General features: G+C 68.4%; 20 protein-coding genes. 8 read left to right on the plus strand and 12 right to left on the minus strand.

What is annotated here, in order from left to right:
* Positions 1 to 99: 99 nt before the first annotated feature.
* Both J1C47_RS01990 and J1C47_RS01995 read left to right on the plus strand, forming a co-directional pair.
* Complete coding sequence (locus J1C47_RS01990; RefSeq protein WP_207349033.1) at positions 100 to 465, plus strand: type II toxin-antitoxin system RelE/ParE family toxin; 366 nt, start codon at positions 100 to 102, stop codon at positions 463 to 465.
* 4 nt (positions 466 to 469) lie between these two features.
* On the plus strand, positions 470 to 826 hold the full coding sequence (locus J1C47_RS01995; RefSeq protein WP_207349034.1) for a helix-turn-helix domain-containing protein: 357 nt from the start codon (positions 470 to 472) through the stop codon (positions 824 to 826).
* Positions 827 to 944: 118 nt separating this feature from the next.
* Here J1C47_RS01995 and J1C47_RS02000 read toward each other — a convergent pair whose 3' ends face one another.
* The 6 genes from J1C47_RS02000 to efp all read right to left on the minus strand — a co-directional run bounded on the left by J1C47_RS02000 (position 945) and on the right by efp (position 6,769).
* Entirely contained in the window at positions 945 to 1,283 is a 339-nt protein-coding gene (locus J1C47_RS02000; RefSeq protein ID WP_207349035.1) for a c-type cytochrome, read from the minus strand.
* A 246-nt stretch (positions 1,284 to 1,529) separates the two neighbouring features.
* Positions 1,530 to 2,786, minus strand: a complete 1,257-nt coding sequence (locus tag J1C47_RS02005) for a PQQ-dependent sugar dehydrogenase (RefSeq protein WP_207349036.1) — start codon at positions 2,784 to 2,786, stop codon at positions 1,530 to 1,532.
* Between the two features lie 156 nt (positions 2,787 to 2,942).
* Positions 2,943 to 3,971 (minus strand): peptidoglycan -binding protein, encoded by a 1,029-nt coding sequence (locus J1C47_RS02010; protein ID WP_207349037.1) that lies wholly within the window; start codon positions 3,969 to 3,971, stop codon positions 2,943 to 2,945.
* Positions 3,972 to 3,977: 6 nt separating this feature from the next.
* Entirely contained in the window at positions 3,978 to 5,072 is a 1,095-nt protein-coding gene (locus J1C47_RS02015) for a MotA/TolQ/ExbB proton channel family protein (RefSeq protein WP_207349038.1), read from the minus strand.
* A gap of 213 nt (positions 5,073 to 5,285) precedes the next feature.
* Complete coding sequence (locus J1C47_RS02020) at positions 5,286 to 6,131, minus strand: inositol monophosphatase family protein (RefSeq protein WP_207349039.1); 846 nt, start codon at positions 6,129 to 6,131, stop codon at positions 5,286 to 5,288.
* Between the two features lie 74 nt (positions 6,132 to 6,205).
* Entirely contained in the window at positions 6,206 to 6,769 is a 564-nt protein-coding gene (efp, locus tag J1C47_RS02025; RefSeq protein WP_207349040.1) for an elongation factor P, read from the minus strand.
* 338 nt (positions 6,770 to 7,107) lie between these two features.
* On the opposite strand from efp, the gene J1C47_RS02030 reads away from it, so the two are divergent.
* The 3 genes from J1C47_RS02030 to J1C47_RS02040 all read left to right on the plus strand — a co-directional run bounded on the left by J1C47_RS02030 (position 7,108) and on the right by J1C47_RS02040 (position 9,829).
* A complete protein-coding gene (locus J1C47_RS02030) occupies positions 7,108 to 7,482 on the plus strand; it encodes an IS5 family transposase (RefSeq protein ID WP_425354529.1) in 375 nt (124 codons plus the stop codon).
* A gap of 59 nt (positions 7,483 to 7,541) precedes the next feature.
* On the plus strand, positions 7,542 to 8,504 hold the full coding sequence (gene speB, locus J1C47_RS02035) for an agmatinase (RefSeq protein ID WP_207349042.1): 963 nt from the start codon (positions 7,542 to 7,544) through the stop codon (positions 8,502 to 8,504).
* A 185-nt stretch (positions 8,505 to 8,689) separates the two neighbouring features.
* Positions 8,690 to 9,829, plus strand: a complete 1,140-nt coding sequence (locus J1C47_RS02040) for a DegT/DnrJ/EryC1/StrS family aminotransferase (RefSeq protein WP_207349043.1) — start codon at positions 8,690 to 8,692, stop codon at positions 9,827 to 9,829.
* An 18-nt stretch (positions 9,830 to 9,847) separates the two neighbouring features.
* On the opposite strand, the gene J1C47_RS02045 is transcribed toward J1C47_RS02040, so the two are convergent.
* The 3 genes from J1C47_RS02045 to J1C47_RS02055 are packed head-to-tail and all read right to left on the minus strand — an operon-like array spanning position 9,848 to position 15,412.
* A complete protein-coding gene (locus J1C47_RS02045; RefSeq protein ID WP_207349044.1) occupies positions 9,848 to 13,204 on the minus strand; it encodes an error-prone DNA polymerase in 3,357 nt (1,118 codons plus the stop codon).
* 14 nt (positions 13,205 to 13,218) lie between these two features.
* A complete protein-coding gene (locus J1C47_RS02050; RefSeq protein ID WP_207349045.1) occupies positions 13,219 to 14,772 on the minus strand; it encodes a Y-family DNA polymerase in 1,554 nt (517 codons plus the stop codon).
* Positions 14,681 to 15,412, minus strand: a complete 732-nt coding sequence (locus J1C47_RS02055) for an ImuA family protein (RefSeq protein ID WP_210382202.1) — start codon at positions 15,410 to 15,412, stop codon at positions 14,681 to 14,683. Before J1C47_RS02055 ends, J1C47_RS02050 begins: the two co-directional genes overlap by 92 nt.
* Before the next feature lie 324 nt (positions 15,413 to 15,736).
* Here J1C47_RS02055 and argC point away from each other — a divergent pair, with 324 nt between their 5' ends.
* A complete protein-coding gene (gene argC, locus J1C47_RS02060) occupies positions 15,737 to 16,792 on the plus strand; it encodes an N-acetyl-gamma-glutamyl-phosphate reductase (RefSeq protein ID WP_207349047.1) in 1,056 nt (351 codons plus the stop codon).
* Positions 16,793 to 16,968: 176 nt separating this feature from the next.
* Here argC and J1C47_RS02065 read toward each other — a convergent pair whose 3' ends face one another.
* Positions 16,969 to 17,745: a dienelactone hydrolase family protein gene (locus J1C47_RS02065; protein ID WP_207349048.1), complete on the minus strand. Its 777-nt coding sequence runs from the start codon at positions 17,743 to 17,745 to the stop codon at positions 16,969 to 16,971.
* A 266-nt stretch (positions 17,746 to 18,011) separates the two neighbouring features.
* On the opposite strand from J1C47_RS02065, the gene fae reads away from it, so the two are divergent.
* On the plus strand, positions 18,012 to 18,554 hold the full coding sequence (gene fae / locus J1C47_RS02070; protein WP_207349049.1) for a formaldehyde-activating enzyme: 543 nt from the start codon (positions 18,012 to 18,014) through the stop codon (positions 18,552 to 18,554).
* A 265-nt stretch (positions 18,555 to 18,819) separates the two neighbouring features.
* Here fae and J1C47_RS02075 read toward each other — a convergent pair whose 3' ends face one another.
* Positions 18,820 to 19,911 (minus strand): COX15/CtaA family protein, encoded by a 1,092-nt coding sequence (locus J1C47_RS02075; protein WP_207349050.1) that lies wholly within the window; start codon positions 19,909 to 19,911, stop codon positions 18,820 to 18,822.
* A gap of 115 nt (positions 19,912 to 20,026) precedes the next feature.
* Here J1C47_RS02075 and J1C47_RS02080 point away from each other — a divergent pair, with 115 nt between their 5' ends.
* Positions 20,027 to 20,236 carry a DUF2842 domain-containing protein gene (locus J1C47_RS02080; protein WP_207349051.1) on the plus strand — a complete coding sequence of 70 codons (210 nt, stop codon included), beginning with the start codon at positions 20,027 to 20,029 and terminating at the stop codon, positions 20,234 to 20,236.
* A 19-nt stretch (positions 20,237 to 20,255) separates the two neighbouring features.
* Here the strand turns inward: J1C47_RS02080 and J1C47_RS02085 are convergent, their stop codons facing one another.
* Entirely contained in the window at positions 20,256 to 20,975 is a 720-nt protein-coding gene (locus J1C47_RS02085; protein ID WP_207349052.1) for a hypothetical protein, read from the minus strand.
* Positions 20,976 to 21,009 lie beyond the last annotated feature (34 nt).

Genomic DNA, 21,009 nt, shown 5'->3' on the forward strand with positions numbered 1-21,009 from the left:
ACCCGTCGTCCGTCCGGAAATCCGAAGCCTGCCGCAGGCGCTCGCCCCGACCATCGACATACGCTTGCGCTTATATAAGCTCGAAGCTATATTTTCCCGGTGATCTGGGACGTGAAATTCGACGAGCGTTTTGCGGAAGAGTTCGCTTCCTTCGCCGACGCGGTACAGGTCGAGATCGAGGCGCTTGCCCGCATGCTCGCCCGTTTCGGGCCGCAGCTCGGACGCCCCCATGCCGACACGCTGAAGGGCTCCAAACACCCGAACATGAAGGAACTGCGGTTCAAGGCCGCCGATGGTGCCTGGCGCGTGGCCTTCGCCTTCGATCCCGAGCGGGCCGCGATCCTGCTCGTCGCCGGCGACAAGGCAGGCAGTTCCGAAAGGCGGTTCTACAAGCAGCTGATCATGACCGCCGACAAGCGGTTTTCCGAGCACCTCGATCGCCTGCCGACGGGAAAAGGAGGATAGGACAATGGCCGTTTCAGCCGAAGACGTGTTCCAGAGGGCGATGACGCCCGAACAGCGCGAGGCTGCCGCACGGCGAGCCGACGAGCTCACGGCGCAATATCTGACACTGCAGGAGCTGCGGAAGGCGCGCGAGCTGACGCAGACGCAGCTTGCCACCGTCATGGGCAAGAGCCAGGTGAACATCGCCCAGCTCGAGAAGCGCGCCGACATGCTGCTTTCGACGCTGCGCAGCTATATTGAGGCGATGGGCGGGAAGCTCAATCTGGTGGTGGAGTTTCCGGACCGGGAACCGCTGTTTCTCACGGGCCTGACGGACGACGAGCCAAAGCCCCTGCCCGCTCGGCATCCTGTCGAGCCGTGAGCGGCTGCGGCTTCGTTCAGCCTTTGCAATAGCCGCAAGCGTCCGACCTACCGACGGACACCCGTCCCCCGCCCGCATCAGGCCGGGCGTGGCGCGACGACCCTGCGATCCTGACGCCTCACTTCACCTCCGGCAAGGTCGCCTCCACGGTGATCGCCGAAAACCAGGCGGCGAGGTCGTCGATGTCCGCGTCGGACAGGCCCTTGGCGATGATCGACATCTGCTCGTGCTGGCGCTTGCCGGCCTTGAAGGCCTTCAGCTGCGCCGTCAGGTAGTAGGCGCTGTCGCCGGCGAGATTCGGCGCGTCCGGCTGCACGGCAATGCCGTTCAGCCCGTGGCAGGGGGCGCATTCGCCGGCCTTCTTCCTGGCAACGGCAAGGTCTGCCGCCTCGGCTGAAACGGCTGCCGCAATAACGAGGGCGAGCGCTGCCGCGCCTCGCGAGACGGTGAGGAGCATGCGTGGTCCTTCGACGCTGGATGGCTGGGGATCGTGGTTTCGGACCGGGCGCCGGAGAGGGTGCCCGAAAATTTCAAACGGGATGATCGATCGGGCCGCCGGCCGCACCGGCGCCCGGCCGACGGAGCGGCGCAGTCTGCCGCGACGCTGCCCGCGCCGTCGCGTATTCCGCGCTTCGGCGCGGGGCGTCGCGGTGGCGAGCGGGTTCCGGCGGCGCTTTTCGCCGCCGGCCCCGATGGCCGGTGCCTATTTTTCGTAGGAGATGCGGTAGACCGCACCGGCGAGGTCGTCGGAAACGAGGAGCGAGCCGTCCTTCATCGTCTCCACGTCCACCGGCCGGCCGATATATTCGCCGCTGCCGGTCAGCCAGCCTTCGGCGAAGACCTCCGGTTCGCCGGCGGTTCCATCCTCCTTCAGCGGCGTGAACATCACCCGCGCTCCGACCGGCGTGGTGCGGTTCCACGAACCGTGCTGGGCCGAGAAGATGCCGCCCCGGTATTTCTGGGGGAACATCGTGCCGGCATAGAAGTCCATGCCGAGATCGGCGGCATGGGCGGTGAACTTCACCTGCGGCATGACGGCGTCGGCCGGTGGTTCCGCGCTCTTGTACTCCTCAGTCCGGACGTCGCCGCCGCCATACCAGGGGAAGCCGAAATTCTCGCCAGCCTTCGTCGCGCGGTTCAGTTCGCCCGGCGGAATGTCGTCGCCCATGCCGTCGACCTGGTTGTCTGTGAACCAGAGGTCGCCATTGGCCGGATTGAACTGCATGCCGACCGAATTGCGGATGCCCGAGACGAAGACCTCGCGGTTCTTGCCGTCGCGATCCATGCGGATGATGCCGCCGATGCCTTCCTTGGCGAAGAGGTCGAGCTTGTCCTCCGGCGGCACGTTGAAGGGCTGGCCGAGGGCGATGTAGAGCTTGTTGTCCGGCCCGATGCGGCAGACGCGGGCGGTGTGATTGAAGGATTCCTCCGACGCCGGGATCAGCTTGCCCTGCGGCACGACCTCGCCGACGGCGACGTCCGGGCTCTCGTAGAAGAACTCCGCCGCCGGCAGGACCAGGACGCGGTTCTGCTCGGCGATGAACAGGAAGCCGTCCTTCGAGAAGCACACGCCGTTCGGAATGGTGAAGCTGATCGAGGGCGCCAGTTCCTTGACCTCGTCGGCGACCCTGTCCTTGTCGCGGTCGGTCGCCACCCAGACGTTCTGCTTGCGGGTGCCGACGAAGACGGCGATGCCCTGGGGTCCGACGGCCATGTGCCGGGCATCGGGCACGACGGCGAACAGATCGATCCTGAAGCCGTCCGGCAGCTTGATCTCTTCGAGGTTCTTGCGCAGCTGCTCGGCGGTCTTGCCGGTCTGGTCGATGGTCTTGAAGTCCATCGACGTGCCGGTCGACTGAAAGGCCTGCAGCTTCTTCATGTTGTCGCTGTCCTGCCCGTGGGCGGCGGATGCGACGAGGAGGCCGAGCACGGCGACCGTGCTCAACAACAAGCGATTCATGGTTCCTCCCTGGCGCATCTGGCGGCGCCGTTCGTCGGGGTTTCTCCCCTTGCGTCAACCATGCTGTCGTCAAATTTGGACATCGTCAACAGGCCCGGCGCCGCGCGACGGCGGGTGGCGGGCGGCGTGACGAATACTTTCGGAAGGCCGGGCGCCCTACCGTTCGGTCAGCTTGAACTCGATGCGGCGATTGCGGGCCCGCGCCTCGGGCGTATCGCCCTCTTCCAGCGGCTGGAACTCGCCGAAGCCCGTGGCGGCGAGCCGATTAGGCGGCACGCCCTGTTCGATGAGGAAGCGCACCACGGCGTCGGCGCGGGCGGTCGAGAGGTCCCAATTGTCCTTGAAGCGGTTGCTGGTGACGGGAACGCTGTCGGTGTGCCCGTCGACCCGGATGATCCAGTTGATGTCGGTCGGGATCTCCTTGACGAGTTCCTTGATGGCGTCGGCGAGCTTGGCCATCTCCGCGCTGCCCTCGGGCTGCAGCACGTCGGAACCGGAGGGAAACAGCACCTCCGACTGGAACACGAAGCGGTCGCCGACGACGCGGATGTTCTCGCGGTCGGAGAGGATCTCCCTCAGCCGGCCGAAGAAGTCCGACCGGTAGCGCGACAGCTCCTGGACCCGCTGCGCCAGCGCGACGTTGAGCCGGCGGCCGAGGTCGGCGATCTTGGTCTGGCTCTGCTTGTCGCGGCTTTCGGAGGCCTGCAGCGCATCCTCCAGCGCGGCGATCTGCTGGCGAAGCGCCGAAAGCTGCTGGTTGAGGAGTTCGATCTGCGAGCGGGCGCGCTGCGAGATGTCCTTCTCGTCGTCGAGGGCGCCCTTCAACGCGTCGACCTGGGCGTTGGCGGTGGCGGCCGAGCCGCTGCCGGTGTCCAGTGCCTGCTGCAGGCGCGAGCGTTCCTCCTCGGCGTTGGCGAGCGAGGCCTGCAGGGTCGCCACCTGATCCTGATAGTCCTGGCTCGAAGACCGCTCGAGGGCGAGAAGCTGGGTCAGTTCGTTGATCTGGCTGTTCAGCCGGTCGAGCACGGCGTCCTTGCCGGTGATCTCGCGGCTGAGCAGGAACTGCGCCAGCACGAAGACCGAGAGCAGGAACATGATGGCGAGCAAGAGGGTCGAAAGCGCGTCGACGAAGCCCGGCCAGTAGTCGATGCTGCGTTCGCTGCGTCGGTTCCGGGCGAGAGCCATCGCGCGTCAGCCCTCCTGGTCGGTGCCGGTGCGCGCCTTGCCAGGGCCGTCGCTCTGGCTGGCGAGGAACGGCTTTTCGCGGCCGATCTGGCCGGCCAGCCGGTCGAGCACCGCCCGCATCTGCCGCTGGTCGTCGGCCTGGCTCTCGACGAAGTCGCGCAGCAGCTGCTGCTCGGAGCGCATGTGCTGGACGAGGCCTTGGATGCTCTCGGCGAGATTGGCCATGGCGGCGCTGGTGCGCGGGCTGGCGTTCTGGTCGCTGATCATCTTGTTGAGCCGGTCGGAGAGCTGGCGCAGTTCCTCTGTGCCGTCGCGGGCCCCGCTTGGCGCCGCCGGCAGCACCATGTCGGAGCCGACGTCGGTGATCGACGACAGCCAGTTCTCGAGCTCGGTGTAGAAGCGGTTCTGCGCCCGGCCGAGCTGCAGGTCGAGGAAGCCGAGGATCAGCGAGCCCGACAGGCCGAAGAGCGAGGAGGAGAACGCCGTGCCCATGCCGGAAAGCGGCGCCGAGAGGCCGGCTTTCAGGGAATTGAGGATCGAGTTGGTGTCGCCGGCCGCCGGATCGAGGCCCTGGATGGTCGCGCCGATCGAGCCGATGGTGCGCAGAAGGCCCCAGAAGGTGCCGAGCAGGCCGAGAAACACCAGGAGGCCGATGAGGTAGCGCGAGATGTCGCGGGTCTCGTCGAGGCGGGTGGCGATCGAATCGAGCATCGAGCGCATCGACATGGTCGACAGCGAGATCGACCGCCGCCGGCCGATCAGGGCGCGCATCGGCGCCAGCAGCACCGGATCGCGCAGCCGCTCGAAATCCGACGAACCGTCGCGATAGGCGTTGACCCACCGCACCTCGCGCGACAGGCGGATCACCTGGACGAGGGCAAGCAGGATGCCGACGCCGAGCACGCCGACGATCAGGCCGTTCAGCCCCGGATTGGTGGTGAAGGCCGTCGAGATCTGCCGGCCGAGGATCGCCGCGACGAATCCCGCCAGCGCCAGGAACACCAGCATCGACCAGAGGAAGACGAGCGGGCTCGACAGCCGGTTCGGATCGAAGTCGGCCGGTCGTCCCGTCTTTTCGGTCGGCGCCTCGAACACCTGCATCTTCAAGATTCACTCAACGCTTTGGCCCGTCGGAACAATTCAGTCTTCGCACGGCAAACGGGCCCTGCCAATGGCGCGGCGCTGCTTCCGGCGGACGGTTCTGACCGGCGATGCCTCGATCCAACGCCCGCGACCATAAAGAAGATCGCCCGCAATGGAAACGTCAGCGACCGAAATGAACCGTCGCGACGGGCAGCGAACGCACCGTCGGCGTCACTTGGCGGCAGCAGCGGTCCCGGCGCCCGCCCGCGCCGCCGCCGCGCGCTTGCGCGTCGCATCGCCGATCAGCCCGACGAGTGCCTTGTGGAGCTGTTCGTTGCCGCAGGCGATGTCGCCGACGACGTGGTCGAACTTGCCGCCCGCCATGTCGGTGACGAAGCCGCCGGCCTCGCGCACCAGGATCGAACCGGCCGCGACGTCCCAGGGCTTCAGCGCCTTTTCCCAGAAACCGTCGAAGCGGCCGGCCGCGACATAGGCGAGGTCGAGGGAGGCTGCGCCCATGCGCCGGATCCCGGCGGTCTCGGAAATCACCTCGCGGAACTCGTAGAGAAAGCCGGCATGGTCGCCGCGGCCGAGGAACGGCGCGCCGGTGCCGAACAGCGCCTCGGGAAGCCGCGTGCGCGCCGAGACGCGGATGCGGCGATCGTTGACGAAGGCGCCGCCGCCCTTCTCGGCGACGAAGAGTTCGTCCTGCGCCGGGTTGAACACCACGCCCGCGACGATCTGCCCGTCGCGCTCGAGCGCGATCGAGACGGCGAAGTTCGGAATGCCGTGCAGGAAGTTGGTGGTGCCGTCCAGAGGATCGACGATCCAGCGGTGCTGCGGGTCCCGGCCCTCGATCGCCCCGCGCTCCTCCATCAGGAAGCCCCAGTCGGGCCTGACGCGGGAGAGTTCCTTGAAGACGATCTCCTCCGACCTCGTGTCGGCGTTGGAGACGAAATCCGCCGGCCCCTTCACCGAGACCTGCAGGTTCTGGACCTCGCCGAAGTCGCGGACGAGCGAGCGGCCGGCCTTCATGGCGGCCTGCGTCATGACGTTGAGCAGCGCGGAACGGGCCATTTCGACCTTTCAGATGTTGTCGCGGGCGAGGCGGCCCGGATCGCCCGGGCCTTCGCGTCGCCGCTGCCGCCGCCTCAGTCGGCGCGGCGCAGATAGGTGATTTCGTTGGTGTCGACGAGGATCTTCTCGCCCGCCTCGATGAAGGGCGGCACCATGACGCGCACGCCGTTCTCCATCACCGCCGGCTTGTAGGACGAGGCGGCGGTCTGGCCCTTCACCACCGGGTCGGCCTCGACGATCTGCAGCACCACCTGGTCGGGCAGCTGGATGCCGATCGGCCGCTCCTCGTAGCTCTCGACGGTGACCGTCATGCCGTCCTGCAGGAAGGCGGCGCGTTCGCCGACGAAATCCTTCTGGAGCTCGAGCTGCTCGAAGGTCTCCGAATCCATGAACACCAGCATCTCGCCCTCGGCATAGAGGAACTGGTAGTCCTTCTGTTCGAGGCGCACGCGCTCGACCGTCTCGGCGGCGCGGAAGCGCTCGTTCAGCTTGGTGCCGTCGATCAGGTTCTTCAGTTCCACCTGGGCGAAGGCGCCGCCCTTGCCGGGCTTGACGTGGGCGGTCTTGACCGCGACCCAGAGGCCGCCATTGTGCTCGATCACGTTGCCGGGGCGGATTTCGTTGCCGTTGATCTTCATCTGATCTCTCGGAATCTTTCAGGATCTGTGCGGCCGCGCGAAACTCGCAGGCCGAAACGCGTTTCGCTGGCTTGCGGACGCGGCGCAGAAGAGCGCTCGTCGACGCATGGCCGAGCGCAAACGGCGTCGGGCCTGCCGGCGGGTGCGCGCTCAAGACCATAAATCGCCGCCCCGTTCAAGCCGTGGCGGCGGTTTCAGCAAGGCTATCGGCTTTCTCCTCTCAGAGCCAGCCGACATCCGGATCCATGCAACACCCAAACGCCACTTCAAGTTCTCAAATGCGATTCCCCTGCGGGTTTCAGGGTCTTGGTCGTTCACGCGGCGCCCTGACCACCTAACTGCATGTTGCGACCGACGCGCTCGGGCAGGCCGTGCGGTTGATCGCCGGGCCGGATCAGAAAAACGACATGGCCCGGGCCAAAGAGCTGATCGAGGGAATCGCAGCCGACAAGACCGTCGCCGACAAGGGCTACGACGCTGACAGCCTGGCCGAAGCCATCGTGGACAAGGGAGGTGAGGCCGTCATCCCGCCGCGCCGTTGCCGCAAGACGCCGCGCGACGACGACAAAGACCTCTATAAGGAGCGAAAAATCGTCGAGCGCTTCTTCAACAAGCTGAAGCAGTTCCGTCCTGTCGCAACACGATACGACAAATTGCTCGCCAACTACCTCGGCTTCGTCAAACTCGCCGCCGTCGCCATCTGGATCAGATAGTCAAATCGTCACCGCAGCCTAGCTGCGACGACGCGGAAGAGACGGAAGAGGGCTGAGCCATGTCCGGCAAATCGATCGACCATGCTTTCACGGCCGAGGCCAGCCACGGCGCCGCCTCCGACCCGACCTATGCCGGCGCCCTCTCCTTCATGCGGCGGCGGCTGACCAAAAAGGTTTCCGGTTCGGACGTGACGGTCTGGGGCATACCCTTCGACAGCGCGGTGTCGAACCGGCCGGGCGCGCGGTTCGGCCCGCAGGCGCTGCGGCGGGCCTCGGCGATCTTCGACAACGATCCGCAATATCCCTTCGGCCGCGACCTGTTCGAGACCCTCGCGGTGGTCGACTACGGCGACTGCCTGCTCGACTACCGGCTGCCCGAGACGGCGCATGCCGCGATCCGGGCGCAGGCCGCCGCCATCCTCGCGGAGACTGGCTTCCTCCTCAGCCTCGGCGGCGACCATTCGATCACCTATCCCCTGCTTCAGGCCCATGCCGAACGGCACGGCCGGCTCTCGCTCGTCCAGTTCGACGCCCATCAGGACACCTGGCCGGTGGCGACGGCCGCGGACGGTTGCGCACGGGTCGATCACGGCTCCTTCGTCCTTCAGGCGGCGGCAGACGGGCTGATCGATTCTGCCACTTCGATCCAGATCGGCATCCGCACCCACGCGCCTCGGACCTGCGGCATCGAGATCGTCACGGGCGCCGAGATCGAGGAGACGACGAGCGCCGAGATCGCGGCGCGCATCTACGAACGCACCGGCGGCGGCAACGTCTATCTCACCTTCGACATCGACTGCCTCGACCCGGCCTTCGCGCCGGGCACGGGGACGCCGGTCGCCGGCGGACCGTCGAGCGCGAAAATGCTCGCCGTCCTGCGGCACCTGAAGAATCTCGAACTCGTCGGGGCCGACGTCGTCGAGGTGGCGCCCGCCTACGACCATGCCGACGTGACCGCCATCGCCGGCTCGGCGGTCGCGATGTATCTCCTCGGCAATCTCTCAGACCGCAAGGCCGGCTGACCCGCCGGCGCGCAGGAGGGCCGGCGGGCGGCATGACATTGCCGAAGGGGCGCGTGTCACCCGGCGCGCGCGATCACCACGTTAAGCCGGCGATACCAAACTTGAATGGCGCACCGGCACAATTTCGCTCACCTGACGGCTTAGCCGTCCGTCAGCGATTCGCGCGATTCCAGAGGCGTTCCAGCATGCAGCCGATCCCCTTCATCGATCTCCAGACCCAGCGCGACCGGATCCGCGACAAGGTGGACCGCCGCATCGCCGCCGTGCTCGACCACGGCGCCTTCATCATGGGACCGGAGATCCGCGAGCTGGAAGCCGAACTCTCGCGCTTCTGCGGCATGGAACACACGCTGTCCTGCGCCTCGGGCACCGACGCCCTGGCGCTGCCGCTGATGGCCTGGGACATCCGGCCGGGCGACGCGGTGTTCTGCCCGAGCTTCACCTTCGCCGCGACCGCCGAGGTCGTCGCCTGGCTCGGCGCGGTGCCGGTGTTCGTCGACGTCGACGCGTCGACCTTCAACATGGATCCCGCCAGCCTCGAACGGGCGATCGCCGCGGTGAAGGCCGAGGGCCGGCTGACGCCGCGGGTGATCATCGCCGTCGATCTCTTCGGCCAGCCCGCCGACTATCCGGCGATCCGCAGTCTCGCCGACGCCGTCGGCCTGAAGCTCATCGCCGACGCCGCGCAGGGCTATGGCGGCACCATCGACGGCCGGCAGGCCAGCCACTGGGCCGACGTCGTCTCGACCAGCTTCTTTCCGGCCAAGCCGCTCGGCTGCTACGGCGACGGCGGCGCGGTGCAGACCAACGACAAAGAGCTTGCCGAGGTGATGACCTCGCTGCGCGTCCACGGCCAGAACCTCGAAGACAAATACGACAACGTCCGCGTCGGCATGAACGGCCGAATGGACACGATCCAGGCGGCGATCCTCCTGGAGAAGCTGGCGATCTTTCCCGGCGAGATCGCCGCCCGCAGCCGCATCGCCGCCCGCTACGGCGAAAGCCTGTCGGGCCTCGTCGCGCCGCAGGCGCTGCTGCGCGACGCGGTCTCGACCTGGGCGCAGTATACCGTCCGCCTGCCGGAGGGCACCGACCGGGCGGGCGTCCAGACAAGCCTGCGCGAGGCCGGGGTGCCCACGGCGATCTACTATCCGAAGCCGCTGCACCGGCAGACCGCCTATCGGCACTTCCCGGTCGAGGGCGGCGAGCTGAAAGTCTCCGACGCGCTGTCGCGCGACGTCCTCAGCCTGCCGATGCATGCCTATCTCGACGAGGCGACGCAGGACCGCATCGTCGAGGCTCTCGCCGCCGCCCTCGGGCGCTGAGCGTAGCCGCCGGCATCGCTACCGGAAGTTCCGGGCCTTCACCCTGATCGTGTCGAGGTGAAGGTCGGGAATGTACATGTCCCTCGCCCGCATGCCGCGCGGCGGCAGGTCGCGGGGATCTTGTGTCGGCGGGCCGTGATGGAACTCGTCGCCCCGCCCGTGCGGCAGCGGAAACGGCGCCTCGCGCTCGCCGATCCCGGCGAGCCAGAGGGAGAGATCCGTCAGCCTGTAGACGACGAGATGCACCACCTCGCCCTCGCGCTGGATGCGGCCGTGGGCCAGGAGCATCGACGCCGTCAGCACGGTGCTGCGGAACTTTTCGAAGATCTTCGGCCAGACGACGAGATTGGCGATGCCGCTCTCGTCCTCCATGGTGATGAACATGACGCCCTTGGCGCTGCCGGGCCGCTGGCGCACCAGGACGAGCCCGGCCGCCTCCAGCCAGCGCCCGTCGCGCGCGGCCATCGCCTCGGCGCAGGGAACCGCACGGCGCCGCGACAGGTCGGGCCTCACGAACGACACCGGATGGGCGCGCAGCGACAGGCCGACATGGCGGTAGTCGCCGACCACCTCGCCGCCTGCCGCCATCTGGCGGAGCGTCACCTGCGGCTCGATCAGTTCCGGCATATGGACGCGGCCGCCCGCCCCGCTTCCGGCTCCCGTTTCTCCGGCGCCCGCTGCTTCGGCCTCCCGGCTTCCCGCCGCGGCGGCGGCAAAGAGCGGCAGCGGCTCGTCCCGCAGCCCCCTGATCGCCCACAGCGCCTCGCGCCGGCCGAGCCCCACGGCCGGGCGGAAGGCATCGGCCTCGGCGAGGCGGGTGAGCGCTGCGACCGGCACGCCCGCCCTTTGCCAGAGATCCTCGACACAGGAGAATGCCGCCTCCCCCCTTGCCGCGACGATCGCCGCCGCGTCCTTGTTGGCGAGGCCTTTGACCATGCGCAGGCCGAGCCGGACGGCGAGATGGCCGTTCGACGGCTTCGACGTCTCCGCAGGTTCCAGCGTCGAATCCCAGCGCGAATGGTTGACCGAGACGGACCGGATCTCGACGCCATGTTCCCGCGCGTCGCGGACGATCTGGGCGGGGGCGTAGAAACCCATCGGCTGGGCGTTGAGCAGCGCCGCGCAGAAGACGTCCGGATGCCAGCATTTCAGCCAGGCCGAGGCATAGGCGACGAGAGCGAAGGAGGCGGCATGGCTCTCCGGAAACCCATAGGAGCCGAAGCCCTCGAGCTGGCGGAAGGTGCGCTCGGCGAAGTCCTTCTGGTAGCCGTTTTGGGTCATTCCGGCGACCAGCTTGTCGCGGAAGGCCGAGACGCCGCCGCTGAACTTGAAGGTCGCCATGGACTTTCTGAGCTGGTCGGCCTCGCCGGGGGTGAAGCCGGCGCATTCGATGGCGACGCGCATCGCCTGTTCCTGGAACAGCGGAACGCCCAGGGTCTTGCCGAGCACCTTTTCGAGCTCGGGTTTCGGATAGTCGACCTTCTCCTTGCCCTCGCGGCGCCGCAGATAGGGATGCACCATGTCGCCCTGGATCGGGCCGGGCCTGACGATCGCCACCTGGATGACGAGGTCGTAATAGGTGGTCGGCTTGAGGCGCGGCAGCATCGACATCTGGGCTCTGGATTCGATCTGGAAGGTGCCGAGCGTGTCGGCCCTGCGGATCATCGCATAGGTCGCGGGATCCTCGGCCGGGATGGTCGCAAGATCGAGGTCGAGGCGCTTGTGCGCCTTCAGAAGATCGAGGCCGCGCTTCATGCAGGAGAGCATCCCCAGCGCCAGAACGTCGACCTTCATGAACTTCAGGACGTCGATGTCGTCCTTGTCCCATTCGATCACCTGTCGCCCGTCCATCGCCGCCGGCTCGATCGGCACGAGGTCGTCGAGCCGGTCGTTGGTCAGGACGAAGCCGCCCGGATGCTGGGAGAGATGGCGCGGAAAGCCGCGTAATTCTGCGGCGAGGTCGAGCGCCAGCTTCAGCCGCCGGTCGGCGAGGTTGAGGTTCAGTTCCTTCAGCTGGCCGGGGTCGACCGGCCCCTCCGACCAGCCCCAGACCTGGCCGGAGATCTGCGAAATCAGGTCTTCCGGCAGGCCCAGCGCCTTGCCGACGTCGCGCAGCGCCCCCTTGGTGCGGTAGCGGATGACGGTGGAACACAAGGCCGCCCGGTCGCGGCCATAGGTGTCGAAGATCCACTGGATGACGATCTCGCGCCGCTCGTGCTCGAAATCGACGTCGATGTCCGGCGGCTCGCGGCGCTCCTCCGAGACGAAGCGCTCGAAGAGAAGGTCGCAGCGCGACGGATCGATGGCGGTGATGCCGAGGACGAAGCAGACGGCGGAGTTGGCGGCCGAGCCGCGGCCCTGGCAGAGGATGTCCTTGGACCTGGCGAAGCGGACGATGGAATTCACCGTCAGGAAATAGGGGGCATAGTTCAGCTTCGCGATCAGGGTGAGTTCGTGTTTCAGGCTCGCCGCGACGCGCTCCGGCACGCCTTGCGGAAACCGCCTTTCCGCCCCCTCCCAGGTGAGCTTTTCCAGGGTCTGCTGCGGCGTCAGCGCCGGATCGTCGCGCTCTTCGGGATACTGATAGGCGATTTCCTGCATCGAGAAGCGGCAGCGCCCGGCGATCTCGAGGGTCCGGGCGAGCGCCTCGGGATGCTGCGAAAACAGCCGGTGCATCTCCTCGGGCGGCTTCAGGTGCCGGTCGGCATGGCGCTCGCGGCGAAAGCCCAGTTCGTCGATGGTGACGTTGTGGCGAATGGCGGTGACGACGTCCTGCAGCACGCGCCGGCCGGGCTCGTGGAAGAGGACGTCGTTGGTGACCACCGGGGCGATGCCGGCCCTTGCGGCGAGATCCGCCAGTTCGTGGAGGCGCAGCCGGTCCCCCGGCCGGCGCGAGAGGGTGAGCGCCAGATAGGCCCGGTCGCCGAAGGCGCCCGCCAGCCGCTCTGCCTGGCGCCGGCAGTCCGCGTCGGCGGCGCCCGGAAGCAGCACGGCGACCAACCCTTCTTGACGGCTTTCGAGATCGGCCCATTCGAGATGGCACTTGCCCTTGCCGGCCCGGCTCTTGCCGAGCGACAGCAGGCGGCAGAGCCGCGAATAGGCGGAAAGCTCCGTCGGATAGACAAGGACTGAGAGGCTGTCCACAAGGTCGAGCCGGCAGCCGACCAGAAGCCGCACGCCGGTCGCCTTCGCCGCCTCGTGGGCGCGCACCATGCCGGCGAGGGAATTGCGGTCGGCGATGCCGAGCGCCGCGATGCCCATCGCCGCCGCGGTGGCAAACAGCTCCTCCGGCGACGACGCCCCGCGCAGGAAGCTGAAATGGCTGGTCACCTGCAGCTCGGCATAGGCCGGGCCGGCGCCAGCCGGGCGGAGCATGCGCGCCGGCCCGCTCACGCGAACAGACCGTGCAGGAACCAGTGCTGCGAGCCGGTGGAAAGATCCTCGCCGTCGCCGGCGCGGAAGATCCAGAAGCGCTCGCCGTCCTCGGCTTCGACCTGGAAATAGTCGCGCACGGCGGCAAGCTCCGCATCGCGCTTCCACCATTCGCCGAAGATCCGCTCCGGACCGTCTGCCGCCCGCACCCGGCGCCGCACGCCCCGCCAGGTGAAGGAGGCCGGCGGATGGTCCGGGAGCAGCGCCAGCGTCTCGATCGGCTCGGGACGGCGGAGCAGCCGGACAGGCCGCGGCCAGTCGCGCCGCCAGTTCGTGCCGGTCTCCGGAGCGAGCGGCGGAATGCGCTTCACCGAGCGTTCCGGCACGTCGCTCTCGACCGGGGCGAGGCGATAGAGCCGGCCCTCGCCCACCCGGTTGGCGATGACGTCGACGAGGCTGGCGACGTCGGGAAGGATCTCCTCGGTCAGCGAAGCGAGCTTCTGGCCGGGCTCGAGCGGCTCGGCGAGCGTCGCGACGAGGGTCATCTTCTCGATGCCGAAGCCCGGGGCGATCGTCTCGATCCTGTCGCAGAGGAGCCGGGTCAGCCGGGCGACGTCGCGCACCGGACGGGCGGTCGAGACGCGCACCGCCTCGACCCGGTCGTCCACCCGGCGGCAGATGAGATCGAGCCGGCGCACGCCGAGGCCGCCTTCCTCGAGTTCGGCGCAGAGACAGACGACCAGCTTGCCGATGTAGCGGGCGATCGTCTCGGCCGCGCCGATCGGCTCGCCGAAATTGCGCTCCGCGACGAGCGTCTCCTGCGGACGCAGGGGCTCGATCGGCTCCGAGCGCCGGCCGGCCGCCTGGTCGAGGCGTCGGGTGAGCCCGGCGCCGAAACGCAGCGCCAGCGGCGCCCGCGGCGCGGCGAGAAGCTCACCGACGGTTAAAAAGCCGAGATCGCGCAGGCCCTCCACGGTGTCGGCGGGAAGGCGCAGCGCCTCGACGGGCAGCGCGTCGAGGATCGCGGGCCCGTGCCGCGGCGGCGCGACGAAAACGGGGTCGGCGCCGTGGCGGGCCAGCGCATGGGCGGCGCCCCAGCTGTCGGCGACGGCGGCGCGCGCGGCGATGCCGGCGGTTGAAAGACGCCGGACGAGCGTCTGCAGCATCGCCGCCTCGCCGCCGTGAAGATGGTCCGCGCCGGTGGAATCGAGGACGATCCCGTCCGTCCCGTCGACGGCGACGATCGGCGAGAACCGTTCGAGGATCCAGACGGCGAGCCGGACGAGCGCTTCGGCGTCGGCTGCCGGATCGTGCTCTTCGGCTTCGAGCCTTGCGACCGCAGCCGTCGCACGCGCCGCGGCCATGCCGACGCGCAGGCCTCCGGCCCGCGCCGCGGCGTCCGCCGCCGTCACCACGCGGCGGTTCTTCTCGCGCCCGAACAGGACGAGCGGCAGGTCGGCGGCCCCGGCATCCATGCCGTCAGGCGCTTGCCCGGCGCTTCGGGCGTGCCGCAGGCGGCGCAGCCGATCGGTCGGAAAGCTCGGAAAGAACAGCGAGACGACCCGTCTCATCGCAGGCCTCCAGTTCGAGATCGAAGGTCCCGCCGCCACGGGAGCGCACCAGTTCCACCCGCCACCGGGCCCGGCCGACGCCGGGAACCGGCAGCGGCGCCGCGGCAAGGGCCGAGATCCGCCACCGCGTGGCGGCAGCCGTCGGCCGGCCGAATTCGCCGGCATCGTTCGGCCGCGACCAGCGCCGCAGGCAGACGCCGAGGCAGCCGGTCTTCTCCGCCGCAAGATTCAGGCGCCGCGAGGCGGTCATCGACAAGCGCGCCACCTCGCCGACCACCACCGCCGGCCCGCCATGGGCGAGACCCTCCTCCATCGCGGCGAGGACGGTCTTCTCGTCGCGGGCCTCGACATAGATCACCCGGTCGGGCGCGAGACCGACCTGGGCGAGCGCCGGGGCGAAGAGATCCGGCCGCGAGAGGCACCACAGCACCTTGCCTCTGGTGCGCGCGGCGATCCCCGCGGCGAAGAGCGCGGCGGCAGGCCCGTCGCCGCCGCCCCGGCCGCCGCCGGCGATCTCGTGCAGCACGCCGCGCTGGAGCCCGCCTTCCGGCAGCCGGTCGTCGAGCGCGGCGAGGCCGAAGGCAAGCGCCGATCGGGTGCGCCTGCGGCCGCTCTGGATCGTATCGATCCGGGCGCGCAATGACTCTATGGCAGCTCTGCACGACACCTTGCCTGGACTCCGGGACGGGCTTCATGTTCCACTTTTGTTCTATGAAATTCCCGCCCCGAGTCAAGCGCGGCGGAGTCGGATTTCCCGCCGCCCCCCGCCGGCGCGCGGCCGCGCCAGCCGCCGGGGCTCGCCGGGCCACGACCGGTTTTCATAAGGCCGGGCGGACCCGCCGCGCATATCGAAGCGGGGGCGGCAGACGCGCCGACTGGACGCGGCAGCGAAATGCGTTAAACCCCGCCGCGACACTCGGGCGCAGGATGTTCACCAGACGGCGCCGTAGCGATGGAGATGGCCATGGCCGAAAAGATCAGGATCGGCGTCCTCGGCGCCAGCGGCTACACCGGCGCCGACCTCGTGCGCCTCGCCGCCCGGCACCCGAACATGGAGATCGCGGTGCTGACGGCGAACAGCCATGCCGGCAAGCCGATGCGCGCGGTGTTCCGGCACTTCGCCCATATCGCCCTGCCGGACCTCGTCACCGTCGAGGAGGCCGACTGGGGCTCGGTGGACGCGGTCTTCTGCGGCCTGCCGCACGGCACGACCCACAAGATCACGCGGGAGATCTTCGGCGCCTTTCCGGCCGTGAAGATCATCGACATGTCGGCGGATTTCCGGTTGCGCGATCCGGCGGTCTATCAGGACTGGTACGGCGTCGAGCACACGGCGACGGACATCCAGCCGGAAGCCGTCTACGGCCTCACCGAGGTCTATCGCGATCAGATCCGGGATGCGCGGCTGATCGCCTGCCCTGGCTGTTACCCGACGGCGGTGCTGCTGTCGCTCGTCCCGCTCGCCAGGGCCCGGCTGATCGACGCCGAGGACATCGTCATCGACGCCAAGTCGGGCGTTTCCGGCGCCGGGCGGGGCCTGAAGGAGAACACCCTGTTCTGCGAGGCGGGCGAAGGACTGTCGCCCTATTCGGTCGGCAAGCACCGGCACATGGCCGAAATCGAGCAGGAGGTCGGGCTCGCCGCCGGCATCGCCGATCTTCGCGTCAATTTCACCCCGCATCTCATCCCGATGAGCCGGGGCGAACTCTGCACCAGCTACGTCAGGCTTTCCGGCGGCGCGAAGCCTGCCGACCTCAGGCAGGCGCTCGTCGAGGCCTATCGCGACGAGCCCTTCGTCACCGTCGCCGACGAGGGAGTCCTGCCGCAGACCCAGATGGTGCGCGGCTCGAACTACGTCGTCGTCAACGTCGTGCCGGACCGCATTCCCGGCCGGGCGATCGTCATCTCGACGCTCGACAATCTGGTGAAGGGCTCCGCCGGTCAGGCGGTGCAGAACTTCAACCTCGCCTTCGGCATCGACGAGACGACCGGGATCGAGCAGCTGCCGCTGTTTCCGTGAGGGAGGGCGGGACGTGGGGGCCCCGGGTACGGACCGCCCCGCCTCGAAAGCGCCGCGACCGCCAAGCCCGGCCTTCATTCACCGAAGATACCCGACGAGCCGGGGTCCCGAATCGAACGAGCGTCCAAAACGGCCGCGGTCAGCCCCATCATCCTCGAGAGCTGAGGGCCCTGCCCTCAGCTCTGCTTGCCGAGATACCGCCCCAGAAACCCCTGAAGCGCGTTCCACGATTCCTCGTCGGCGACCTTGCGGTAGCTCTTGGAGTCGAAGACCGTGAAGGCGTGCGGCGCGCCGGAATAGACCTCGAGTTCGTAAGGGATCTTCTCGTCCTCGAGGGTCTTGACCAACGAATAGGCCTCGCTCGGCGGCACCGAGGTGTCGCCGCCGCCCTGGGCGATCAGGATCGGCGCGGTGCCTTCCGGATAGCTCTGGCCGTCGGGAGTCGCCAGCGTGCCGTGGAAGGTGGCGTAGCCGGCGACGTCCTTCGCCTTGCCGGAGCGGGCGAGTTCGAGGACGCCGGCGCCGCCGAAGCAGTAGCCGATCACCGCCGCCGCCTCCTTGCCGCTTTCCTTGCGCGCCTCCTCGAGCCCCGCCTCGACCCGGGTCAGCATCGCCTCGCGATCCTTGTAGAGCTTGCCAGTCTCGGCCTTCTTGGCATCCGTCGTCTCGGGCCGGTTGCCTTTGCCGAAGAGATCGAGCGCGAAGGCGTCGTAGCCGAGGCCTGCCAGCATGTCGGCACGCTTCTTCTCGTAGTCGGTGAGGCCATCCCAGTCGTGGATGACGAGGACGAGGCCCTTCGCCTCCCCCTCGGCCGGCGCGTAATAGCCCTCGTAATCGGCGCCCGCCGCCTGATAGGTAACGGCTTCGCCCGCCGCGGCGGGTGCCGTGGCGCCGACGGCGAGAATCGCCGAAAGCGAAGCGGTGGCGACGGAAAGCCTGGCGAGCGTCGTCATGGGGGTCCCTCCTTCGGAATGTTTGCGGCGGCAAGTTTGCGGCCTGGCCCGGAAGGCTAGCTCACCGGTCGCCGGATGAAAGGAGGCGCGCCGGCCGAAGAGCGCGGCTGTCGATCAAAGCTTCGTGCAGCGCGCCGTGATCCGGCGCCCCGGCGGCGGGACCGCGCACCGCTCCGCAGAGGCACGAAGGCGATTGCGCGCGGCCGGCAACCGGCGCATCGAAGGCCGGCTGAAGCGAGAGATTCGCGCAACAAGGACGACGGACAATGAACGAGATCTGGTTCCGCACCGGCGAGGCGACGGTGCTCGCAGCCGAAGGGCAATTCACCGATGCGATGCCGGAGGTCCTGATCGGCTCGGTCAGGGGCCCGGTCGGCCAGGCCTTCGCCGCGATGATGGGACAGGTCCAGGGCCACACCCGCATGTTCGTCGTCCGCGACATCAACCAGATGGTCCGGCCGGCGACGATGATGACGACCAAGGCGACGATCGAATCGCTCGCCTATGTGGAACTCCTCGGCGGCGTCGTGCAGGCGGCGACCGGCGACGCCATCGTCGACTGCCTGATCGACGGGACGCTGCCGAAGGAAAGCGCCGACGAGATCTGCATGATCGTCATGATCTGGCTCGACCCGCGCTGCGCCGACCATGCCGAGCTCGACCAGAAAGATCTCTACCGCACCAACTACGAGGCGACGAAGCTCGCCATCGCACGGGCCATGAAGGGCGAGCCCAGCGTCGAGACGCTGATCGCCAACCGGAAGTCGGTGAAGCACTACGCGCTCGAAGGCGTCGTCGACTACGATTGAGGGGCGATGCGCCTCATCTGCCATGTTTCGACACGGTGCCGATATGTCGGCTGACGCATGTGGCAGCCGACGCCGAAGGGCATCCGTGGCGGATGAGAATGGAGCCCGGCCCGTCGGAAATGCGTCATCCTCGGGCTTGTCCCGAGGACGACGCCGCGGCGGATTGCGCCGTCCGATTCCAGCTTGCGAACCGCGAATTTTCAGCCGGGTGACGCCGAGCATCTCGCAGCACGCAAACGCCTTCGGCTCAAGGAAAAACCGCAGCCTAGGCGGCGGCGGAAACGGCCGGGTAGCTTCCCCACAAGCTCCGTGCGTGGACGACCGTCGCCGCGAGCACGATCAGCCCGCCGGCCTGGTGCATCAGCGCCAGATCGAGCGGCACCACCATCAGAAGCGTGGTGATGCCGATCGCCGCCTGGGCGAGGACGACGAGAAACAGCAGACCGGCCCCCCCGGCATGGCGCGTCGCGGGAACCATGCGCCACAGCGCGAGGGCGTGAACGAGCGTCGCCCCGAGGAGGAGATAGGCGCCGCAGCGATGCATGAACTGCACCGTCAGGACGTTCTCGAAGAAGTTCCGCCAAAGAGGCTCCATCGAGAAGAGTCCGGACGGCACGATCGCCCCGTCGATCAGCGGCCAGGTGTTGTAGATCAGACCGGCCCGGAGCCCGGCGACGAGGCCGCCGAGATAGATCTGGCAGAGCGCCATGACCACGATGGCGACGGAAAGCCGGCGCGAGGCGGCCGGCGCCGGCCTTGCCGCCGCGTCGCGCGGCGTCAGCCCGCGCGCCACCCAGAGCGTTGCGGCGAAGATCACGCAGGCGATGGTGAGATGGGTGGCGAGGCGGTACTGGCTGACCTCGGTCCGCTCGGAAAGGCCTGAGGCGACCATCCACCAGCCGACGGCCCCCTGCAGGCCGCCGAGGCACAGCAGCCCGAGAAGCCGCGGCTTCAGGAACGGCTCGAGCCGCCCGGTCAGCCAGAAGAAGGCGAGCGGCAAAGCGAAGACGAAGCCGACGCCGCGGGCGAGCAGCCGGTGGCTCCACTCCCACCAGTAGATCGTCTTGAAGCCGTCGAGCGACATGCCGCGGTTCATCTGCTCGTATTGCGGAATGCGCTTGTAGAGCTCGAATTCCTCCTGCCACTCGGCGGCGGAGAGCGGCGGAACGACCCCGTGGATCGGCTTCCATTCGGTGATGGAGAGGCCGGATTCGGTGAGGCGCGTCGCCCCGCCGACGAGGACGAGGGCGAAGACGACGAGCGCGACGGCGTAGAGCCAGAGCCGCACGGCGCGGCGGTTGCGGGCCGCCGCCGTGGTTGCGGGCTGACGTTCGAGACGATAGGCAAGGCTGCTCATGAAGAGCGCTTTGCACCCAAAGCGCGGCCCGATCAAGAACGCCGGGACGGCCGCGGGGCCCGCAAGGCCGTGAGGGGCCCGGCGCGCATCCGGCTGCGCTTGGCAGGGAGGACGGATGCCCGTCAGGCTGAAGAAGTTCATCGGCACGATCCTGATGATCCTGCTCGTCGTCGTCTATGCCGTCCTCGCCACCGCCTATGCCTCGCTGCATCTCGCCGAGGCGAGCGGCTGGATCCACCTCGTCTACTTCTTCTTCACCGGCATCCTCTGGGTCGTGCCGGCGATGTTCCTGATCCGCTGGATGGAGACCGGGCCGAAGCGCTGACGCCGCGGCATCCCCGCCGTCAGGCTCCCGGCTGGCGGCGGATCAGCGGCATGAAGACGATGTCGTCGATGCCGATCATCCGCAGATCGTCGGCGACGTCGATCATCCGGTCGTCGACATGCGGCAGTCCGGCGATGACGACGGCGCTGTTGCCGTCGAGGATCGCCGGGAGTTCGGGAATGTCGAGGGCGTCCGCCTCGACCACGGCGTAGTCGTAGGCTTCGTCGAAAGCGGCAAGGACATGGGCGAGATGGCCGAGCGTCGTTTCGTCGGCCCGCTCGAATTCGAAGCCGCCCGAGGGGACGAAATGCGTCGCGGTGTGGTGGTCGCGATAGATGATGTCGGCGAGCCCCGCCCCGCCGGCCAGAAGGTCGGCATAGCCGAGGGCGTCGGCGGCAAGGCCCATGCGCCCGGCGAGCCAGCCGTCCGGCGTAAGGTCGATGAGCACGGTCGCCTTGCCGGCGGCCGAGAGGCGCCGCGCCAGTTCGAGGCCGCCGAAGCTGCCGAGTTCGCGATGCGTCGACAGGACGACGATGCGGACGATTTCGGTCGCCTGGAGGGCCGCGACGAGTTCGCTGGCGGTGGCGATCTGCTCGCCCGCCTCGCCGGACGCGGCCTCGGCCGGCGCGCGCTCGTCGGCAGGCGCCTCGCGGCCGGCGGCCTCGGGCGGGTGGCGGAGGCCGGTCCGGCCCTTGCCGTCCCAGGCAAATCCCGCATTGTGGGGCTGCTCGATGGTCATCGCACGTCTCCGGCAAGCTCGTCCGGAGAATTCG

Origin of the sequence: Jiella sonneratiae (assembly GCF_017353515.1) — a bacterium.
GTDB lineage: Bacteria > Pseudomonadota > Alphaproteobacteria > Rhizobiales > Rhizobiaceae > Jiella > Jiella sonneratiae.

What these genes read in the sequence shown, in the direction of transcription:
- J1C47_RS01995 (WP_207349034.1), top strand. Translation starts at nt 470, where the DNA reads ATGGCCGTTTCAGCCGAAGACGTGTTCCAGAGGGCGATGACGCCCGAA.
- J1C47_RS02000 (WP_207349035.1), bottom strand. Translation starts at nt 1,283, where the DNA reads ATGCTCCTCACCGTCTCGCGAGGCGCGGCAGCGCTCGCCCTCGTTATT.
- J1C47_RS02005 (WP_207349036.1), bottom strand. Translation starts at nt 2,786, where the DNA reads ATGAATCGCTTGTTGTTGAGCACGGTCGCCGTGCTCGGCCTCCTCGTC.
- J1C47_RS02010 (WP_207349037.1), bottom strand. Translation starts at nt 3,971, where the DNA reads ATGGCTCTCGCCCGGAACCGACGCAGCGAACGCAGCATCGACTACTGG.
- J1C47_RS02015 (WP_207349038.1), bottom strand. Translation starts at nt 5,072, where the DNA reads ATGCAGGTGTTCGAGGCGCCGACCGAAAAGACGGGACGACCGGCCGAC.
- J1C47_RS02020 (WP_207349039.1), bottom strand. Translation starts at nt 6,131, where the DNA reads ATGGCCCGTTCCGCGCTGCTCAACGTCATGACGCAGGCCGCCATGAAG.
- efp (WP_207349040.1), bottom strand. Translation starts at nt 6,769, where the DNA reads ATGAAGATCAACGGCAACGAAATCCGCCCCGGCAACGTGATCGAGCAC.
- speB (WP_207349042.1), top strand. Translation starts at nt 7,542, where the DNA reads ATGTCCGGCAAATCGATCGACCATGCTTTCACGGCCGAGGCCAGCCAC.
- J1C47_RS02040 (WP_207349043.1), top strand. Translation starts at nt 8,690, where the DNA reads ATGCAGCCGATCCCCTTCATCGATCTCCAGACCCAGCGCGACCGGATC.
- J1C47_RS02045 (WP_207349044.1), bottom strand. Translation starts at nt 13,204, where the DNA reads ATGCTCCGCCCGGCTGGCGCCGGCCCGGCCTATGCCGAGCTGCAGGTG.
- J1C47_RS02050 (WP_207349045.1), bottom strand. Translation starts at nt 14,772, where the DNA reads ATGAGACGGGTCGTCTCGCTGTTCTTTCCGAGCTTTCCGACCGATCGG.
- argC (WP_207349047.1), top strand. Translation starts at nt 15,737, where the DNA reads ATGGCCGAAAAGATCAGGATCGGCGTCCTCGGCGCCAGCGGCTACACC.
- J1C47_RS02065 (WP_207349048.1), bottom strand. Translation starts at nt 17,745, where the DNA reads ATGACGACGCTCGCCAGGCTTTCCGTCGCCACCGCTTCGCTTTCGGCG.
- fae (WP_207349049.1), top strand. Translation starts at nt 18,012, where the DNA reads ATGAACGAGATCTGGTTCCGCACCGGCGAGGCGACGGTGCTCGCAGCC.
- J1C47_RS02075 (WP_207349050.1), bottom strand. Translation starts at nt 19,911, where the DNA reads ATGAGCAGCCTTGCCTATCGTCTCGAACGTCAGCCCGCAACCACGGCG.
- J1C47_RS02080 (WP_207349051.1), top strand. Translation starts at nt 20,027, where the DNA reads ATGCCCGTCAGGCTGAAGAAGTTCATCGGCACGATCCTGATGATCCTG.
- J1C47_RS02085 (WP_207349052.1), bottom strand. Translation starts at nt 20,975, where the DNA reads ATGACCATCGAGCAGCCCCACAATGCGGGATTTGCCTGGGACGGCAAG.